11 protein-coding genes are annotated in these 13,999 nt (G+C 71.5%); 4 read left to right on the top strand and 7 right to left on the bottom strand.

Features of this window, described 5'->3' with window-relative positions; translation table 11 throughout:
• Window positions 1-54: 54 nt before the first annotated feature.
• A complete protein-coding gene (gene acnA / locus TSH58p_RS12760; protein WP_109070673.1) occupies window positions 55-2,745 on the bottom strand; it encodes an aconitate hydratase AcnA in 2,691 nt (896 codons plus the stop codon).
• Window positions 2,746-2,993: 248 nt separating this feature from the next.
• Between acnA and TSH58p_RS12755 the strand changes: the two genes are divergently transcribed.
• A complete protein-coding gene (locus tag TSH58p_RS12755; RefSeq protein WP_109070672.1) occupies window positions 2,994-4,337 on the top strand; it encodes an ABC transporter substrate-binding protein in 1,344 nt (447 codons plus the stop codon).
• Window positions 4,338-4,343: 6 nt separating this feature from the next.
• On the opposite strand, the gene TSH58p_RS12750 is transcribed toward TSH58p_RS12755, so the two are convergent.
• The gene (locus TSH58p_RS12750) at window positions 4,344-5,363 is read right to left on the bottom strand and encodes a bifunctional 2-polyprenyl-6-hydroxyphenol methylase/3-demethylubiquinol 3-O-methyltransferase UbiG (protein WP_109070671.1); all 1,020 of its coding nucleotides are present in this window, start codon (window positions 5,361-5,363) and stop codon (window positions 4,344-4,346) included.
• A gap of 322 nt (window positions 5,364-5,685) precedes the next feature.
• On the opposite strand from TSH58p_RS12750, the gene TSH58p_RS12745 reads away from it, so the two are divergent.
• Together TSH58p_RS12745 and TSH58p_RS12740 are read left to right on the top strand one after the other, a co-directional pair.
• Window positions 5,686-6,276, top strand: coding sequence for an NUDIX hydrolase (locus TSH58p_RS12745; RefSeq protein ID WP_109070670.1), 591 nt, complete (start codon window positions 5,686-5,688; stop codon window positions 6,274-6,276).
• Between the two features lie 11 nt (window positions 6,277-6,287).
• Window positions 6,288-6,911, top strand: a complete 624-nt coding sequence (locus TSH58p_RS12740) for a 3'-5' exonuclease (protein WP_109070669.1) — start codon at window positions 6,288-6,290, stop codon at window positions 6,909-6,911.
• A gap of 3 nt (window positions 6,912-6,914) precedes the next feature.
• Here TSH58p_RS12740 and TSH58p_RS12735 read toward each other — a convergent pair whose 3' ends face one another.
• From TSH58p_RS12735 to crtI, 5 genes are read right to left on the bottom strand one after another with little or no spacing between them, the layout of a single operon-like run.
• Window positions 6,915-7,379, bottom strand: a complete 465-nt coding sequence (locus TSH58p_RS12735; RefSeq protein WP_109070668.1) for a DUF2141 domain-containing protein — start codon at window positions 7,377-7,379, stop codon at window positions 6,915-6,917.
• Window positions 7,376-8,527 (bottom strand): glycosyltransferase family 2 protein, encoded by a 1,152-nt coding sequence (locus TSH58p_RS12730; protein ID WP_109070667.1) that lies wholly within the window; start codon window positions 8,525-8,527, stop codon window positions 7,376-7,378. Before TSH58p_RS12730 ends, TSH58p_RS12735 begins: the two co-directional genes overlap by 4 nt.
• Window positions 8,524-9,357 (bottom strand): lysophospholipid acyltransferase family protein, encoded by an 834-nt coding sequence (locus TSH58p_RS12725; RefSeq protein WP_109070666.1) that lies wholly within the window; start codon window positions 9,355-9,357, stop codon window positions 8,524-8,526. Before TSH58p_RS12725 ends, TSH58p_RS12730 begins: the two co-directional genes overlap by 4 nt.
• 9 nt (window positions 9,358-9,366) lie before the next feature.
• On the bottom strand, window positions 9,367-10,908 hold the full coding sequence (locus TSH58p_RS12720) for an NAD(P)/FAD-dependent oxidoreductase (protein ID WP_109070665.1): 1,542 nt from the start codon (window positions 10,906-10,908) through the stop codon (window positions 9,367-9,369).
• Window positions 10,905-12,458, bottom strand: coding sequence for a phytoene desaturase family protein (crtI, locus tag TSH58p_RS12715; protein ID WP_109070664.1), 1,554 nt, complete (start codon window positions 12,456-12,458; stop codon window positions 10,905-10,907). Before crtI ends, TSH58p_RS12720 begins: the two co-directional genes overlap by 4 nt.
• 63 nt (window positions 12,459-12,521) lie before the next feature.
• On the opposite strand from crtI, the gene TSH58p_RS12710 reads away from it, so the two are divergent.
• The gene (locus TSH58p_RS12710; RefSeq protein ID WP_109070663.1) at window positions 12,522-13,994 is read left to right on the top strand and encodes an aldehyde dehydrogenase; all 1,473 of its coding nucleotides are present in this window, start codon (window positions 12,522-12,524) and stop codon (window positions 13,992-13,994) included.
• Window positions 13,995-13,999 lie beyond the last annotated feature (5 nt).

Genomic DNA, 13,999 nt, shown 5'->3' with positions numbered 1-13,999 from the left:
GCCGGGACGCCGCGAGGCGGGGAGGAGGCGCCGCGGCCTCCCCGCCGGGGTCCGCTACTTCGCCAGGTTCCGCAGGACGAAGTTCAGCACGCCGCCGTTCCGGTAATACTCGACCTCGTCCACCGTATCGATGCGCAGCAGCAGCGGCACCTGCCGCGTCTGGCCGTCGGCGCGGGTGATGGTCATCGTCACGTCCTTGCGCGGGCGCAGGTCCTGCTCGATGCCGTCGATGTCGAAGGTCTCCGTGCCGTCCAGCGCCAGATCGTTGCGGGTCAGCCCGTCCTTGAACTGCAGCGGCAGGATGCCCATCCCGACGAGGTTGGAGCGGTGGATGCGCTCGAAGCTTTCGGCGATCACCGCGCGGATGCCCAGCAGCTTGGTGCCCTTGGCCGCCCAGTCGCGGCTGGAGCCGGTGCCGTACTCCTTGCCGGCGATGACCACCAGCGGCACGCCCTCCTGGGCGTAGCGCATCGCCGCGGTGTAGATCGGCAACTGCTCGCCCGAGGGATAGTGCCGGGTCTCGCCGCCCTCCACGCCCACCAGCATCTCGTTGCGGATGCGGATGTTGGCGAAGGTGCCGCGCATCATCACCTCGTGATTGCCGCGCCGCGCGCCGTAGGAGTTGAAGTCCTGCGGGCGCACCTGATGGCTCAGCAGATACTCGCCGGCCGGGCTGGTCTTCTTGATCGAGCCGGCGGGGGAGATGTGGTCGGTGGTGATGCTGTCGCCCAGCACGGCGAGCGCGCGGGCGCCCCGCACGTCGCTGACCGCCTCGGGCGTCTTCGGCATGTCGGCGAAGAAGGGCGGCAGCTTCACGTAGGTGCTGCCGGCCTGCCACTCGTAGGTCTGGCCCTCGGCCGTCTGGATGCCGCGCCACTGCGCCGGCCCCTCGAACACGTTGCCGTAGCGGCTGCGGAACATCTCCGCCGACAGCGAGGCGTCGATGGCGTCCTGGACCTCCTGGTTGGTCGGCCAGATGTCCTTCAGATAGACGGGCTGGCCGTCATGGCCGGTGCCGATGGGGTCCCTGGTCAGGTCGATCTTCATGTTGCCGGCCAGCGCGTAGGCGACGCACAGCGGCGGCGAGGCCAGATAGTTCGCCCGCGTGTGCGGGTTCACCCGGCCTTCGAAGTTGCGGTTGCCCGACAGCACCGCGGCGACCACGAGGTTGCCCTCCTCCACCGCCGCGGCGATGGGGTCGGGCAGCGGGCCGCTGTTGCCGATGCAGGTGGTGCAGCCGTAGCCGACGATGTTGAAGCCGAGCTGGTCGAGGTAGGGCTGGAGCCCGGCCTTGGCCAGATAGTCGGTGACCACCTGCGAGCCCGGCGCCAGCGAGGTCTTGACCCAGGGCTTGGACTTCAGCCCCTTCTCCACCGCCTTGCGGGCCAGGAGGCCGGCGGCCACCAGCACCGCGGGGTTGGAGGTGTTGGTGCAGGAGGTGATGGCGGCGATCACCACCGCCCCCTGGTCGAGGCTGTAGCCGCAGCCCTGCACGGGGATGGATCGGTCGGCGTCCTCCGCCTTGAAGGTCCCCACCAGATCGCCGCTGAAGCTCTGCGCCGCCCCGGACAGCGGCACGCGGTCCTGCGGGCGCTTCGGGCCGGCCAGCGACGGCTCGACCGTCGTCATGTCCAGCTCCAGCGTGTCGGTGAAGACGGGGTCCGGCGTGCCGGCGTCGCGCCACATGCCCTGGGCGCGGGCGTAGGCCTCGACCATCGCCACGCGGTCGGCGTCGCGGCCGGTGAAGGTCAGGTAGCGGATGGTCTCCGCGTCGATCGGGAAGATGCCGCAGGTGGCGCCGTATTCCGGGGCCATGTTGCCGATGGTGGCACGGTCGGCCAGGGTCAGGTGATCCAGCCCCGCCCCGTAGAACTCCACGAACTTGCCGACCACGCCCTTCTTGCGCAGCATCTGGGTGACGGTCAGCACGAGGTCGGTCGCCGTCGTGCCCTCCTTCAGCCGCCCGGTCAGCTTGAAGCCGACGACCTCGGGGATCAGCATGGAGATGGGCTGGCCGAGCATGGCCGCCTCCGCCTCGATGCCGCCGACGCCCCAGCCGAGCACGCCCAGCCCGTTCACCATGGTGGTGTGGCTGTCGGTGCCGACCAGCGTGTCGGGATAGGCGACCAGCTTGCCCGCCGGGTCGGTGTCGGTCCACACGCCCTGCGCCAGATACTCGACATTCACCTGGTGACAGATGCCGGTGCCCGGCGGCACGACGCGGAAGTTGTCGAACGCCTTCTGGCCCCAGCGCAGGAAGGCGTAGCGCTCCAGGTTGCGCTCGAACTCCAGTTCCACGTTCTTCTCGAAGGCGGAGGGGCTGCCGAAGAAATCGACCATCACCGAGTGGTCGATGACCAGATCGACCGGCACCAGCGGGTTGATCTTCTTGGGATCGCCGCCCAGCGCGGCCATCGCCTCGCGCATCGCCGCCAGATCGCAGACCGCCGGCACGCCGGTGAAGTCCTGCATCAGCACGCGCGCCGGGCGGTAGGCGATCTCACGGTCGGACCGCTTGTCGTGCAGCCACTGGGCCACCGCCTTGACGTCGTCGGTGGAGACGGTGCGCCCATCCTCGAAGCGCAGGAGATTCTCCAGCAGCACCTTCATGGAATAGGGCAGCCGGGAGAGGTCGCCCAGTCCGGCGTCCTCCGCGGCCTTGATGCTGAAATAATCGTAGCTCTTGCCCCCGACGGACAGGGAGCGGCGGGTTTTCAGCGAGTCCTGACCGGTGAACGTCGTCACGGTACCCCTCCTTCGCGTTATTGGCGGACCGGCCGGGCGGCGGCCATGGTTTCCGCATGTCTCAACCGCCTGATTTAGTGCCGGTCCCGCCCCCCTTCAAACGGCTCCTCGCAAAGGGCAGGCAAGCGCAAGCGTGGGGGCTGCGCTCTCTTCGTGCGAAATGGGGCCGGTCCGTACTAGAATCGCGGGAAATGATAATCAGGCGGACGGGCGGAACGGCCCGGCGCGCGACGGGTGGAGGAAACGGAATGGCATGGCGCGCCACGGCCTTGACGGGTGTGGCCCTGGCGGTTGCGGCCCTGGCGGGGGTGCTTGTCGGCGCGCCGGCGGGGGCTGCCCCGGAGTCGCCGCAAGGGGCGCAGTTCTTCCCGCACCTCGTCTACCGCAGCGGCCCCTACGCGCCCTACGGCATCCCGCTGGCCGACGGGGTGGCCGACTATCTGACGCTGGTCAACCGGCGCGACGGCGGCATCGGCGGCGTGCCCATCGCCTGGGAGGAGTGCGACACCGGCTACAACACCGACCGCGGGGTGGACTGCTACGAGCGGCTGAAGGGCAAGGGTCCGACCGGGGCCGCCGCCGTGCTGCCGCTGTCCACCGGCATCACCTACGCCCTGATCGAGCGCGGGGCCGCCGACCGCATCCCGGTCTTCTCCTCCGGCTACGGGCGGGCGGACGTATCGGACGGGCGGGTCTTCCCCTACGCGGTCAACGCCCCGGCCAGCTATTGGACGGGCATCGACGCCGCGATCAGCCACATCGCTGCGGAACTGGGCGGGACGGAGCGGCTGCGCGGGCGGAAGATCGCCTACGTCTACCACGACAGCGCCTTCGGCAAGGAGCCGCTGCCCATGCTGGAGGCCTTGCGCGGCCCGCTGGGCTTCGAGATGCGCAGCTTCCCGGTCGCCCCGCCGGGGCTGGACCAGCGCGCGGTGTGGACGCAGATCGCCCGCCACTACCGGCCCGACTACGTGATCCTGTGGGGCTGGGGCGTGCAGAACTCCACCGCCCTGCGCGATGCCGCCGCCGCCGGCTACCCCGCCGACCGCATGATCGGCGTCTGGTGGGCCGGGTCGGAGCTGGACGTCCGGCCGGTCGGCCCGGCGGCGGTCGGCTACAAGGCGGTGGCCTTCCACGCCGCCGGGGCGGACCTGCCGGTGATCCGCGCCATCCGCGAGCGGGTCCACGCCCATGGGCTGGGGGCCGGCGATCCCGGCCAGATCGGCACGGTGCTCTACAACCGGGGGGTCTTCAACGCCGCCGTCCTGGTCGAGGCCATCCGCACCGCGCAGGGAAAGTATGGGCGCCGGCCGCTGACCGGGGCGCAAGTGGCCTGGGGCTTCGACCATCTGGACCTGACCGCCGAACGGCTGGCCGCGCTGGGGCTGGACGGCTTCATGCAGCCGCTGCGCATCACCTGCGCCGACCATGAGGGGATCGCGCCGCTGCACGTGCAGCAGTGGGACGGGGAGCGCTGGCTGGACGTCTCCGGCCCCATCGAGCCGCGCCGCGCCCTGATCCGCAAGCTGGTGGCGGAGTCGGCCCGGCGCTTCGCGGCGGAACGCAAGATCGAACCGCGCGCCTGCGATTAGGACCTGTCAGGTCGGGCGCATCGCCACGTAGCGGCAGAAGCGCAGCCCGCTGCCCAGCACGCGCAGGCGCGACCACCACAGCGCCAGCTCGCGGGCCAGCGCCTTGAGCACGCGGGGCTCGGGGGCGGCGGTCTTCAGCGCCTCGCCCAGACGGCGCACCCGATCCACGGCCTGACGGCGGTGGAACTGGGTCAGATCCTCGGAAATGCGCAGGTCCAGGTTGCGCTGGGTCAGCTCGTCGGCCATGCGGGTGGCCGACCAGGGATAGACCTCCAGCGGCTCGGAGTCGCGCCAGCCGTTCCAGCTCTCCCAGGAGGACGGGGTGCCCTCGATCACGTAATCGAACAGCAGCACGCCGCCCTTCGGCTTCACGCAGTCGCAGACGCGGTCGAGGAAGCCCTCCTTGTCGCGCACCCGGTGCATCACCCGGTCGGCCAGCACGAGGTCGAAGGAGCCCGCCTGGTTGAAATGCTCGGGGTCGTAATGGCCGATCGGCGCCTTCTTCGACACGCCCAGCGCCTTGGACCGCTCCATCCCCAGCTTGGCCAGCAGGGGCGACATCTCCAGCCCGGTCACCCAGGTGTCGTAGCTGTCGACGATGCCGCGCGCCGGTCCGCCCAGCCCCGCCGACAGGTCCAGCACGCTCTTGGCCGGGTTCAGCCCGAAGGAGCGGACGGATTCGACCATCCATTGCGAGTCGCCAGGGCCGACGCAGTCCTGGCCCCACAGCATCTGCGCCCCTTCCGTGCGGGCGACCGACCAGACCGGTTCGCCCTGGCGGTCCAGCTGCAGGTTCTCCAGCCGCTCAAGATCGGCATCGGCCCGCGGCGCCTCGGGCGGCAGGGCGGCGGCGGGAGCGGCGGAGCCCAGAGCCGCCACCGGGCCGCGCAGCGGCAGGCGGGAGGCCGGGGCGGTGCGGGCCAGACGGGACAGCGCGGCGAGGTCGTAGCCTTCCCACCAGGCGACGAATTTCGTCCGCCAGTCCGGGTTGCGCCAGCGCTCCCTATCCTGAAAATTGTGCCGCATCCGGCGCTGCGTTTCCAAAATTGCTGCCCCACGAAGGACGGCCACCGCCGGCATCAACGGATACCGCACAATATAGAGGTAGACCTCAACAGTCGGGGAGTCAAGTAACCAGCGCGAACAGTTGGAGAGGACTTGCATGAACTGTCGCGAAAATTTTATCTAACTGTGAAATATTTCCGCAACACCCGCCGCCTGCGGTCACGGCGCCGACGCGCGGCGCGGCGGCCAAAGCGCGCCGCGTTGCAGCATGGCCCTGCAATGCCTATAGTTCCGCCCCAGCACCCCCACAGCCCGTTCCCCACCCCGCGCAAGGAGCACCGGCGTGCCGCACAAGACCGGCAACCCCTGGACCGTCCTGACGACCAAGCCGATCTACGAGAATCCATGGATGCGGGTGGTGGAGCACGACGTGCTGACCCCGCTCGGCAACCCCGGCATCTACGGCGTCATGCACGCCCAGAATCTGGCGACCGGGGTGGTTCCCATCGACGACCAGGGCCGCGTCACGCTGGTCGGCCAGTACCGCTTCCCCCTGGAGCAGTACAGCTGGGAGATCCCGGAAGGCGGCGGCAAGAAGGGCGTCGATCCGGTGGAGTCGGCCCGGCGCGAGCTGCTGGAGGAGACGGGCCAGACCGCCCGCCACTGGCTGCCGATCCTGACCATGCATCTCTCCAACAGCATCACCGACGAGACCGCCCATTGCTATCTCGCCTGGGGGATCGAGCAGGGGCAGGCGGAACCGGAGGAGACCGAGGTCCTGCAGCTGCGCCACGTCCCCTTCGCGGAGGCCTACGCCATGGTCAAGCGCGGGGAGATCACCGACGCCATCGCGGTGGCCTGCCTGATGAGGGTCCGTCTGATGGCGCTCGACGGCGACCTGCCCGAGGACGTCACCCGCCTGATCCTCGGTTGAGGAAAGACGTTATGCAGGCTGTCGCCATCGACTTCGAAACCGCCAACGAACTGCGGACCAGCGCCTGCTCCATCGGCGTCGCCTGGATCGAGGATGGGCGCGTGGTGGAGACGGAGGAGCATCTGATCCGCCCGCGCGAGATGCGCTTCAACCCCTTCAACACCGCCGTCCACGGCCTGCGGGCGGAGGATGTCGCCGGCGCGCCGGAGTTCCCGGAGGTCTGGCACCGCTTCGCCCGCCGGCTGGAGGGGCGTCTGGTGCTGGCCCACAACGCCTCCTTCGACATCAGCGTGCTGCGCCACACGCTGGACGATTACGGGCTGGACTGGCCGGCCTGCAGCTACCTGTGCACCGTGGTTCTGGCGCGCAAGGCGTGGCCGCAGCTGGCCGCGCACAAGCTGAACTATCTGGCCGACCATCTGGGCATCGCGCTGGACCACCACCGCGCCGGCAGCGACGCCGAGGCCTGCGGGCGCATCGCGCTCGCCGCCACCCGCGTGTTGGGGCTGGAGCGGCTGGCCGACATCGCCGCGGCCACCGGCATCACGCTGGGGCAGCTGGCGCCGGGCGGCTACAGCCCCTGCAAGGGCGGCAACCCGCCGCCCCGGCGGCGGCGTCTGGTGCCGATGATGTGAAGATCAGCGCTCGACCAGATAGCGCAGGGTCAGCGTCGTGCGCGTCACCGGCTCGGCGACGGCCAGCGCGGCGTCGGCGTAGCGCGGCGGGCCGAAGCGCATGGGGGCGTCGTTGCTGAAGCCGACCCCCTCCTTCGGCAGGCCGAGGAAGTTGCGGTCGAGTTCGAGATTCTGATTCTCGTCATGAAAGGACTGCACGGCGTAGGTGCCGGGCGGCACCTTGTGCACCACCACGGTGACGCTGCCCGGCCGCGCCGGTTCCGCCGCGGTGTAGGGACAGTTGGGCCCCAGGAAGGTCTCCGGCGTGCACACCGCGACCAGCACCTTTCCCTGGGCGTTCGCGACGTTGGCGACGGTGATGGCCAGATCGGCGGCGGCGGCCTGGGCCGTCGCCAGAAGGACCGCCAGAGCGGCCAGCCATCCACCGGCGGCGAAGCGACGAGCGTTCCGGAACTGCCAGCGAGTCATGGTGCACCCGTTCGTGAGGTGGACGGATAGGCGCGGCCCCGCCATTCCGCCGGGCGGCCCCGGCGGGCGCGCAGCAGCGCCGACCATTGGATCGCCAGCAGGATCAGGATGCCCAGCGGATGGAGCAGCGCGCCGGCCAGACTCTGACGGAAACGCACGGCCAGCAGCAAGCGGAACGACAGCCCCGCCGCCACGGCCAGCGCCGCCATGATGACCACTGCGTCCGGCAGCGGGACCAGCGCCGCCCAGCCCAGCAGCAGCCAGGGCAGGACATGGCCGCTGAACAGCAGCAGGGTCCAGACCGGCAGGGCGACGGGGGTCGCCATCCCCTCCGTCGCGTTCTTCGAGAAGCCGGACCACACCTCCCGCCAGCCGCGATACATCCGGCAGCGGGCGAGGCCGGTCGCGTCGAACAGGTCGGTCCCCCGCCCCGCCCGCCGGAAGGCGCGCGGCAGGGTCACCCCGTCGTGCAGCGAGGTCGCGATGGCGGCATGACCGCCGGCCGTCTCGTAGGCGTCCCGCCGCACCGCGATCAGTTGACCGCAGGCGGCGGCGAAGCCCGGGCTGGAGGACCAGCGCATCCCGACCATCGGCAGATAGCCGAGCAGAAGCACATGGATCAGCGGGATGACCAGCGCCTCGGCCAGGGTGCCGGTCTCCTGGCGCGGGAAGCCGCTGACCAGCCCCGCCTTGCCCGCCAGAAGCGCGGCGCAGACCAGCCGGGCGGCGTCCGGGGCCAGCCGCACGTCGGCGTCCTGGAACAGCAGCACCGGGTGCCGCGCCAGTTTGGCGAGCGCTTGGCAGGCGTGCTGCTTGCCCGACCAGCCCGGCGGCAGCGGCGGCGCCGTCTCCAGGCGCAGGCGCGGGTCGCGGGCGGCAATGGCACGGACGATTTCCGCCGTGCGGTCGGTGGAATGGTCGTCCAGCACCACCACCTCCACCGTCACGCCGCAGTTCGACAGCGCCGCCCGCACCGCAGCGGCGATGGTGGCCTCCTCGTTGCGGGCGGGGATCAGGATGCTGACGGCGGCGCCCGGCGGCGGCTCGGCCCGCGGGCGGCGGTAGAGGCACAGATTCACGAGGCCCAGCCCCAGCGGCAGCAGGGCGAGCGCCAGGGCCAGCGCGGCCAGCAGCGTGGCGGCGGTCATGGGCGGCACCCCCCCTCCTTATCGGATGCGTCACCATGCGCGGGGGTGAAGCGCCGTCCGCCGGCCCAGGCGCGCGCCCGGCGCCACAGGTCGTAGACGCCGCCCACCCCCGCCGTGCCGTCGATCAGCGTCAGGAAGCGCGCCGGGTCGCGGCTCTGCGCGTCGAGCGCCAGCGCGTCCATCACCGCCTCCAGCCGCCGCTCCAGCGCGGCGGCGATGTCGGGCACCGGCTGGCCGGCGAAGGTGGACGCCGGTAGGGGCTCGCCGAAGCGGGCCAGCGCCTCCGGCGTGCTCTCGTCCCAGAACGGGTATTCCACGGCGAGCGGCACCACCAGCGCCTCCGGCGCGCGGCGGACCAGATGGGCGATGCCCGGACGCAGGCGGACCGGGCGGCGGCGCGGGTCGGTGAAGGCTCCCTCCGCGGTGATCCACAGCATGGACCGCGGATCGGCCAGGATGCGCCGGCCATGGCGCAGGAAGGCGGCGGCCCCGGCCCGGCCCGGCTCGACCCCGAACAGGCCGATGCGCGCCATGAAGCGGTAGCGGCGCAGCATCGCCGCCTCGATGGGGCCGTAGCCCGGCCGGTCGCGGTAGCGGGTCGTCCCCATCACGATCAGCAGAGCGGGGTCCCACCAGGACGGGTGGTTCAGGCAGACGATCACCGGCCGGTCCGCCGGCAGGGCCGGCCAGCCCGGCCGGGCCAGCCGCACCGCGTGGAAGTCGCGCCGCATCCGCCGCGCCATGACGGCGCCGAAGAAGCGGCAGAGCGCCGGCGAGCGCAACGCGACCGGATCGTCCTTCAGCCCGTCATCCCGCCCATCATCCCCCATGCCCACCCCTCAGGCGACGGCGCGCAGGTCGTTGTCGCGCGCCCCGCTCCGGAGGTCCTGGTCCAGGCTGTCGGCGGCGATCCAGCCCGACATCAGCACCATCGGCATGCCCGGCCCCGGATGGGCGGCCCCGCCGGCCAGATACAGCCCCGCGACGTCGCGGGAGCGGTTGCCCGGCTTGAAGGCGCCCATGAAGCGGCCATGGCTGGCCAGCCCGTAGATGGCCCCGTTCAGCACGCGGTAGCGGTCGTGGATGTCCTGCGGGGTCAGAACGCGCTCGACCCGGATGCGGTCCTCCAGGTCGCTCATGCCGGCGGTGCGCTTCAGCTTGTCGAAGACCACGCGGCGGTAGTCCGGCAGCATCCGCGACCAGTCGTGGTGCGGCCGCAGGTAGGGGGTGTGGACCAGCACATAGAGCGCCTCGCCCCCCGGCGGCGCGACGCCGGGCTCGGTCCGGGCGGGCGCGGCGATGTAGCAGGTCGGGTCGGGCGCCGGCTCGCCGCGGCGGTAGATCCAGTCGAACTCCTCCGCCGGGTCGCGGGAGAAGACGAAGTCGTGGTGCAGCAGGTGGTCGTAGCCGCGGTCGAGCCCGAGATAGAAGACCACGCCCGAGCAGGCCGGCTCGTAACGGCGTCGCTTGCGGAAGCGCTTGGCCGGGGCGCCGCCCACCAGCTCCTCGTAGGTGCGGACGGAATCCATGTTGGAGACCACCGCCGACACCGGAATGCGCTCCCCGCCCTCGGTCTCGACGGCGGTGACGCGCTTGTCCGTCACCTCCAGCCGGCGCACGCCGGTGCCGGTGCGGATCTCGACGCCGAGGCGCCGGGCCACCCGCTCCAGCGCCACCGGAACGGCGCGGGTGCCGCCCATCGGGTACCAGACGCCGTCGTTGGTCTGCATGTGCGCGATGGCGCAGAGCACCGCCGGGGAGCCGTAGGGGGAGGACCCGACATACTGCGTGAAATGGTCGAGCATCTGGGCGGCGCGGGCGTCGGGGACGTGGCTGCGGATGGTGCCGGCCACCGTGCTGCCCATGCGCAGGGCCAGCACGTCGGACAAGGTGCTGGTGTTCATGCTGTCGCGGAACTTCAGCGTGTCGCCCAGATCCTCCACCGACTTCCAGAAGAAGAAGCGTTCGGAGATGCCGTGCAGACGCTCCGACAGCGCCTGGAAGCGGCGGTAGCCCTCCCCGGCGCCCCGGCCGGGGGTCAGCCGGTCGAGTTCCGCGGCCATCGCGCCGATGTTCTCCGACAGGTCCAGCACGGTGCCGTCGTCGAAGAAGCAGCGCCATTGCGGCTCCAGCCGGACCAGCTCCAGCTCGCGGTCGAGGTCGCAGCCGGCCTCCGCCAGGATGCGGCGCAGGACGCGCGGCACCGTCAGGATGGTCGGCCCCATGTCGAAGCGGAAGCCGCCCTCCTCCAGCACCGCCGCCTTGCCGCCGACCCAGCCGTTCTTCTCCAGAAGCACCACCTTGTGGCCGCGCGCCGCCAGCACCACCGCCGACGCCAGCCCGCCCAGGCCGCCGCCGATCACCGCGATCCGATCCGTCATGCCAGTCCCCCCGCTACGGCCCGCTTGGGCAGGCCGGACAGTCCCATGGTTTCGCTGCGCCAGGGCGTCGGCAGGCCCAGCTCCGAGGCCAGCAGCCGCGACGTGATGCGCGCGCCTTCGAAGATCACCGGCAGGCCGCTGCCGGGGTGGGTGCCGCCGCCCACCAGATAGACGCCGTCCAGATCCTCGAACCGGTTGTGCGGACGCAGGTGGAGCATCTGGTCCAGGCTGTGCGCCAGATTGAAGGTGGCGCCGCGGTGCACCGCGAAATGGCGGTCCCAGTCGGCCGGAGTCACCACCCGCTCCACCCGGATGCGGCGCTCCAGATCGCTCAGGCCGAAGCCGGCCAGCCGGTCGAGCACGAGACGGCGGTAGCGCGGCGCCTCGGCCGCCCAGTCGATGTGGCCGCGCTGGTGGCCGACCGGCACCAGGATGTAGAGCGTGCTGCCGCCGGGCGGGGCGAGGTCCGGGTCGCTCACGCAGGCGTTCTGCACGTAGATCGACGGGCGGCGCGGCATCTCGCGACCGTCCTCGATCTCGGCGAGGTTGCGGGCGTAATCCTCCGCCAGATAGACGGTGTGGTGGTCCAGCCCCTCCATCCGCCCCTCGATCCCCAGATAGAGCATGAAGGTGGAGCAGGAGAATTTCTTGGTGGCGATGCGGGCGTCGCTCCAGCGGCGGCGCAGGTCGTCGGGCACCAGCGTCGTCATCGCGCGGGCGAAGTCGGCGTTGATGACCAGCGCGTCGGCCGGATACTCGCCGGCCTCCGTCCGCACCCCGACGGCGCGGCGGCCCTGGAAGCGGATGTGGCGCACCGTCTCGTTCAGCCGCACGGTGACGCCGAGGCTCTCGGCCACCCGGCGCATCGCCTCCATCACCGATTCGGTGCCGCCGCGCGGGTGGAAGACGCCGTGCTCGTGCTCCAGGAAGGAGAGGATGGTGAACAGGCTGGGGCAGCGGAAGGGCGACATGCCCAGATACTTGCTCTGGAAGGAAAAGGCGAGGCGGACGCGCGGGTCCTGGAAGTAACGGGACAGGTCGCGATCGACCGAACGCTGCGGCGCGAGCCGTCCCAGCGCCTTCAGCATCGGCAGCGACGCCAGCGCCCAGGGGCTGGAGAAGTCGGTCTCCAGGATCGGGCGGAACAGCTCCATCTTCGCCCGGTTGTCGGCCAGGAACCGCGGCAGTCCCTGGGCGTCGCGCGGGTTGAGGCGCGCGATCTCCGCCATCAGCGCCTTCATCTCGCCGTGGACCCGCAGTTCCCCACCGGCCTCGAAGACCAGCCGGTAGAGCGGGTCGAGGCGGATCAGATCGACCTCGTCCGACAGGCGGCGCCCGCAGGCCTCGAAGATCTCCTCCAGGATGCGGGGGTAGAGGAAGAAGGTCGGCCCGCTGTCGAAGCGGTACCCGTCGAGCGCGAAGCCGGCCGACCGGCCGCCGATGCGGTCCTGCCGTTCCAGCACGGTGACCTTCGCCCCGGTGAGCGCCAGAAGCATCGCGGATGCCAATCCACCCGGCCCAGCGCCAATGATCACGACTTGCCGTTCCATCCGCTTGTCAAACGCTCCCGAGCTGCCGACTTGTGTGAAGGCAGTTACGAACATGGACCGGAAATGGATCACAGCCACAATACCACCTCTCCAGGTGTAACCCCTTGGACAAGCGGGACCATCGATCCATTTTCGTCTGCGCGGGCGGCGTGGGCCGGCGGCAATACAGCCGAAAGACTGTCCATCATCCGCAAAATCCGCCGCCGCATCGCGGCGGATGCCGAAGACCTTGTGCGAACGCTGGCGCCCCGCCCCGGACGCAGCGCGGCCGAGAGCCTGAGCGCGGAGATCCTGCCGCTCGCCGAAGCCTGCCGCTTCCTGGAGCGCGAGGCCGCCGCGCTGCTGGCGCCGCGGCGCCTGGGGGCGCGCGGCCGTCCGGTCTGGCTGTTCGGGGTCGCGGCGGAGGTGCGGCGGGAGCCGTTCGGCACCATCCTGATCGTCGGCCCGTCCAATTACCCGCTGCTGCTGCCGGGGGTGCAGGCGCTTCAGGCGCTGACCGCCGGGAACGCCGTGCTGGTCAAGCCGGCGCCCGGCTGCTCCGCGCCGATGGAGCGGCTGGCGGACTGGCTGGCCGAGGCGGGTCTGCCGGACGGCCTGTTCCAACTGCTCGACGAGTCCCCCGACGCGGTGTCCGACGCGATCACCGCCGGCATCGACAAGCTGGTGCTGACCGGATCGGCCGGCACCGGCCGGGCGGTGGCCCGCCAGCTCGCCGATTCGCTGGTGCCCTCCACCATGGAGCTGTCGGGCAACGACCCGGTGTTCGTCCTGCCGGGCGCCGATCTCGACGCGGTCGCCCGCGCGCTGGCCTTCGGCCTGCGCCTCAACGGCTCCGCCACCTGCATCGCGCCGCGCCGGGTCTTCGTGCCGCGCGCCCTGGCAGCCGAGTTGGAGGAGTCCTTGACGCGCAGCGTGGCGGCGATCCCGCCGGCGGCGGTGCCCCTGCCGGTGCGGCGCCGGCTGGTCGGGCTGGTCCGCGCGGCGATGGCGGAGGGCGCCCGCCCGCTCGGCCCTCTGCCCGAGGACTCCGACCCGGCGATGGCGCCGCTGGTCCTGGCCGACGCGCGGCCGGGCATGGCGCTGCTGCGCGAGGAGCTGTTCGCCCCCATCCTGTCGCTGGTGCCCGTTCGCGATGTCGGGGAGGCGCTGGAGGCCGCGGCCGACAGCCCCTACGCGCTCGGCGCCTCGGTCTTCGGGCCGGAGGAGGAGGCGCGCGCGCTGGCCGGGCGGCTGGACGCCGGAACGGTGACGGTCAACGACCTGATCGTGCCGACCGCCGACCCCCGTCTGCCCTTCGGCGGGCGCCGCGCCAGCGGCTGGGGGGTCACCCGCGGGGCCGAGGGGCTTCTGGAGATGACGCGGGTGAAGACCGTCTCGGTGCGGCGCGGCCGGCGGCTTCCCCACACCGACCCGCCGCGCGACGGCGACGCGGCGCTGATGCTGGCGGCGCTCCGCCTGCTCCACGGCGGTCCCGGCGCCCGCGCCGGGGCGGTCCGGACCCTGATCCAGGCCCTGCGCGACCGCCGGACCGATTGACGCGG

Source organism: Azospirillum sp. TSH58, from assembly GCF_003119115.1.
Taxonomy (GTDB): domain Bacteria; phylum Pseudomonadota; class Alphaproteobacteria; order Azospirillales; family Azospirillaceae; genus Azospirillum.
The sequence above is the reverse complement of the archived record's forward strand: the minus strand, read 5'-3'. Positions and strand labels throughout refer to the sequence as shown.

Bases quoted from the DNA above. Each gene is read 5' to 3' on its own strand.
- crtI (WP_109070664.1), bottom strand. From the start codon at position 12,458: ATGGAACGGCAAGTCGTGATCATTGGCGCTGGGCCGGGTGGATTGGCA.
- TSH58p_RS12735 (WP_109070668.1), bottom strand. From the start codon at position 7,379: ATGACTCGCTGGCAGTTCCGGAACGCTCGTCGCTTCGCCGCCGGTGGA.
- TSH58p_RS12750 (WP_109070671.1), bottom strand. From the start codon at position 5,363: ATGCGGCACAATTTTCAGGATAGGGAGCGCTGGCGCAACCCGGACTGG.
- TSH58p_RS12755 (WP_109070672.1), top strand. From the start codon at position 2,994: ATGGCATGGCGCGCCACGGCCTTGACGGGTGTGGCCCTGGCGGTTGCG.
- TSH58p_RS12730 (WP_109070667.1), bottom strand. From the start codon at position 8,527: ATGACCGCCGCCACGCTGCTGGCCGCGCTGGCCCTGGCGCTCGCCCTG.
- TSH58p_RS12740 (WP_109070669.1), top strand. From the start codon at position 6,288: ATGCAGGCTGTCGCCATCGACTTCGAAACCGCCAACGAACTGCGGACC.
- TSH58p_RS12720 (WP_109070665.1), bottom strand. From the start codon at position 10,908: ATGACGGATCGGATCGCGGTGATCGGCGGCGGCCTGGGCGGGCTGGCG.
- TSH58p_RS12710 (WP_109070663.1), top strand. From the start codon at position 12,522: ATGGATCACAGCCACAATACCACCTCTCCAGGTGTAACCCCTTGGACA.
- TSH58p_RS12725 (WP_109070666.1), bottom strand. From the start codon at position 9,357: ATGGGGGATGATGGGCGGGATGACGGGCTGAAGGACGATCCGGTCGCG.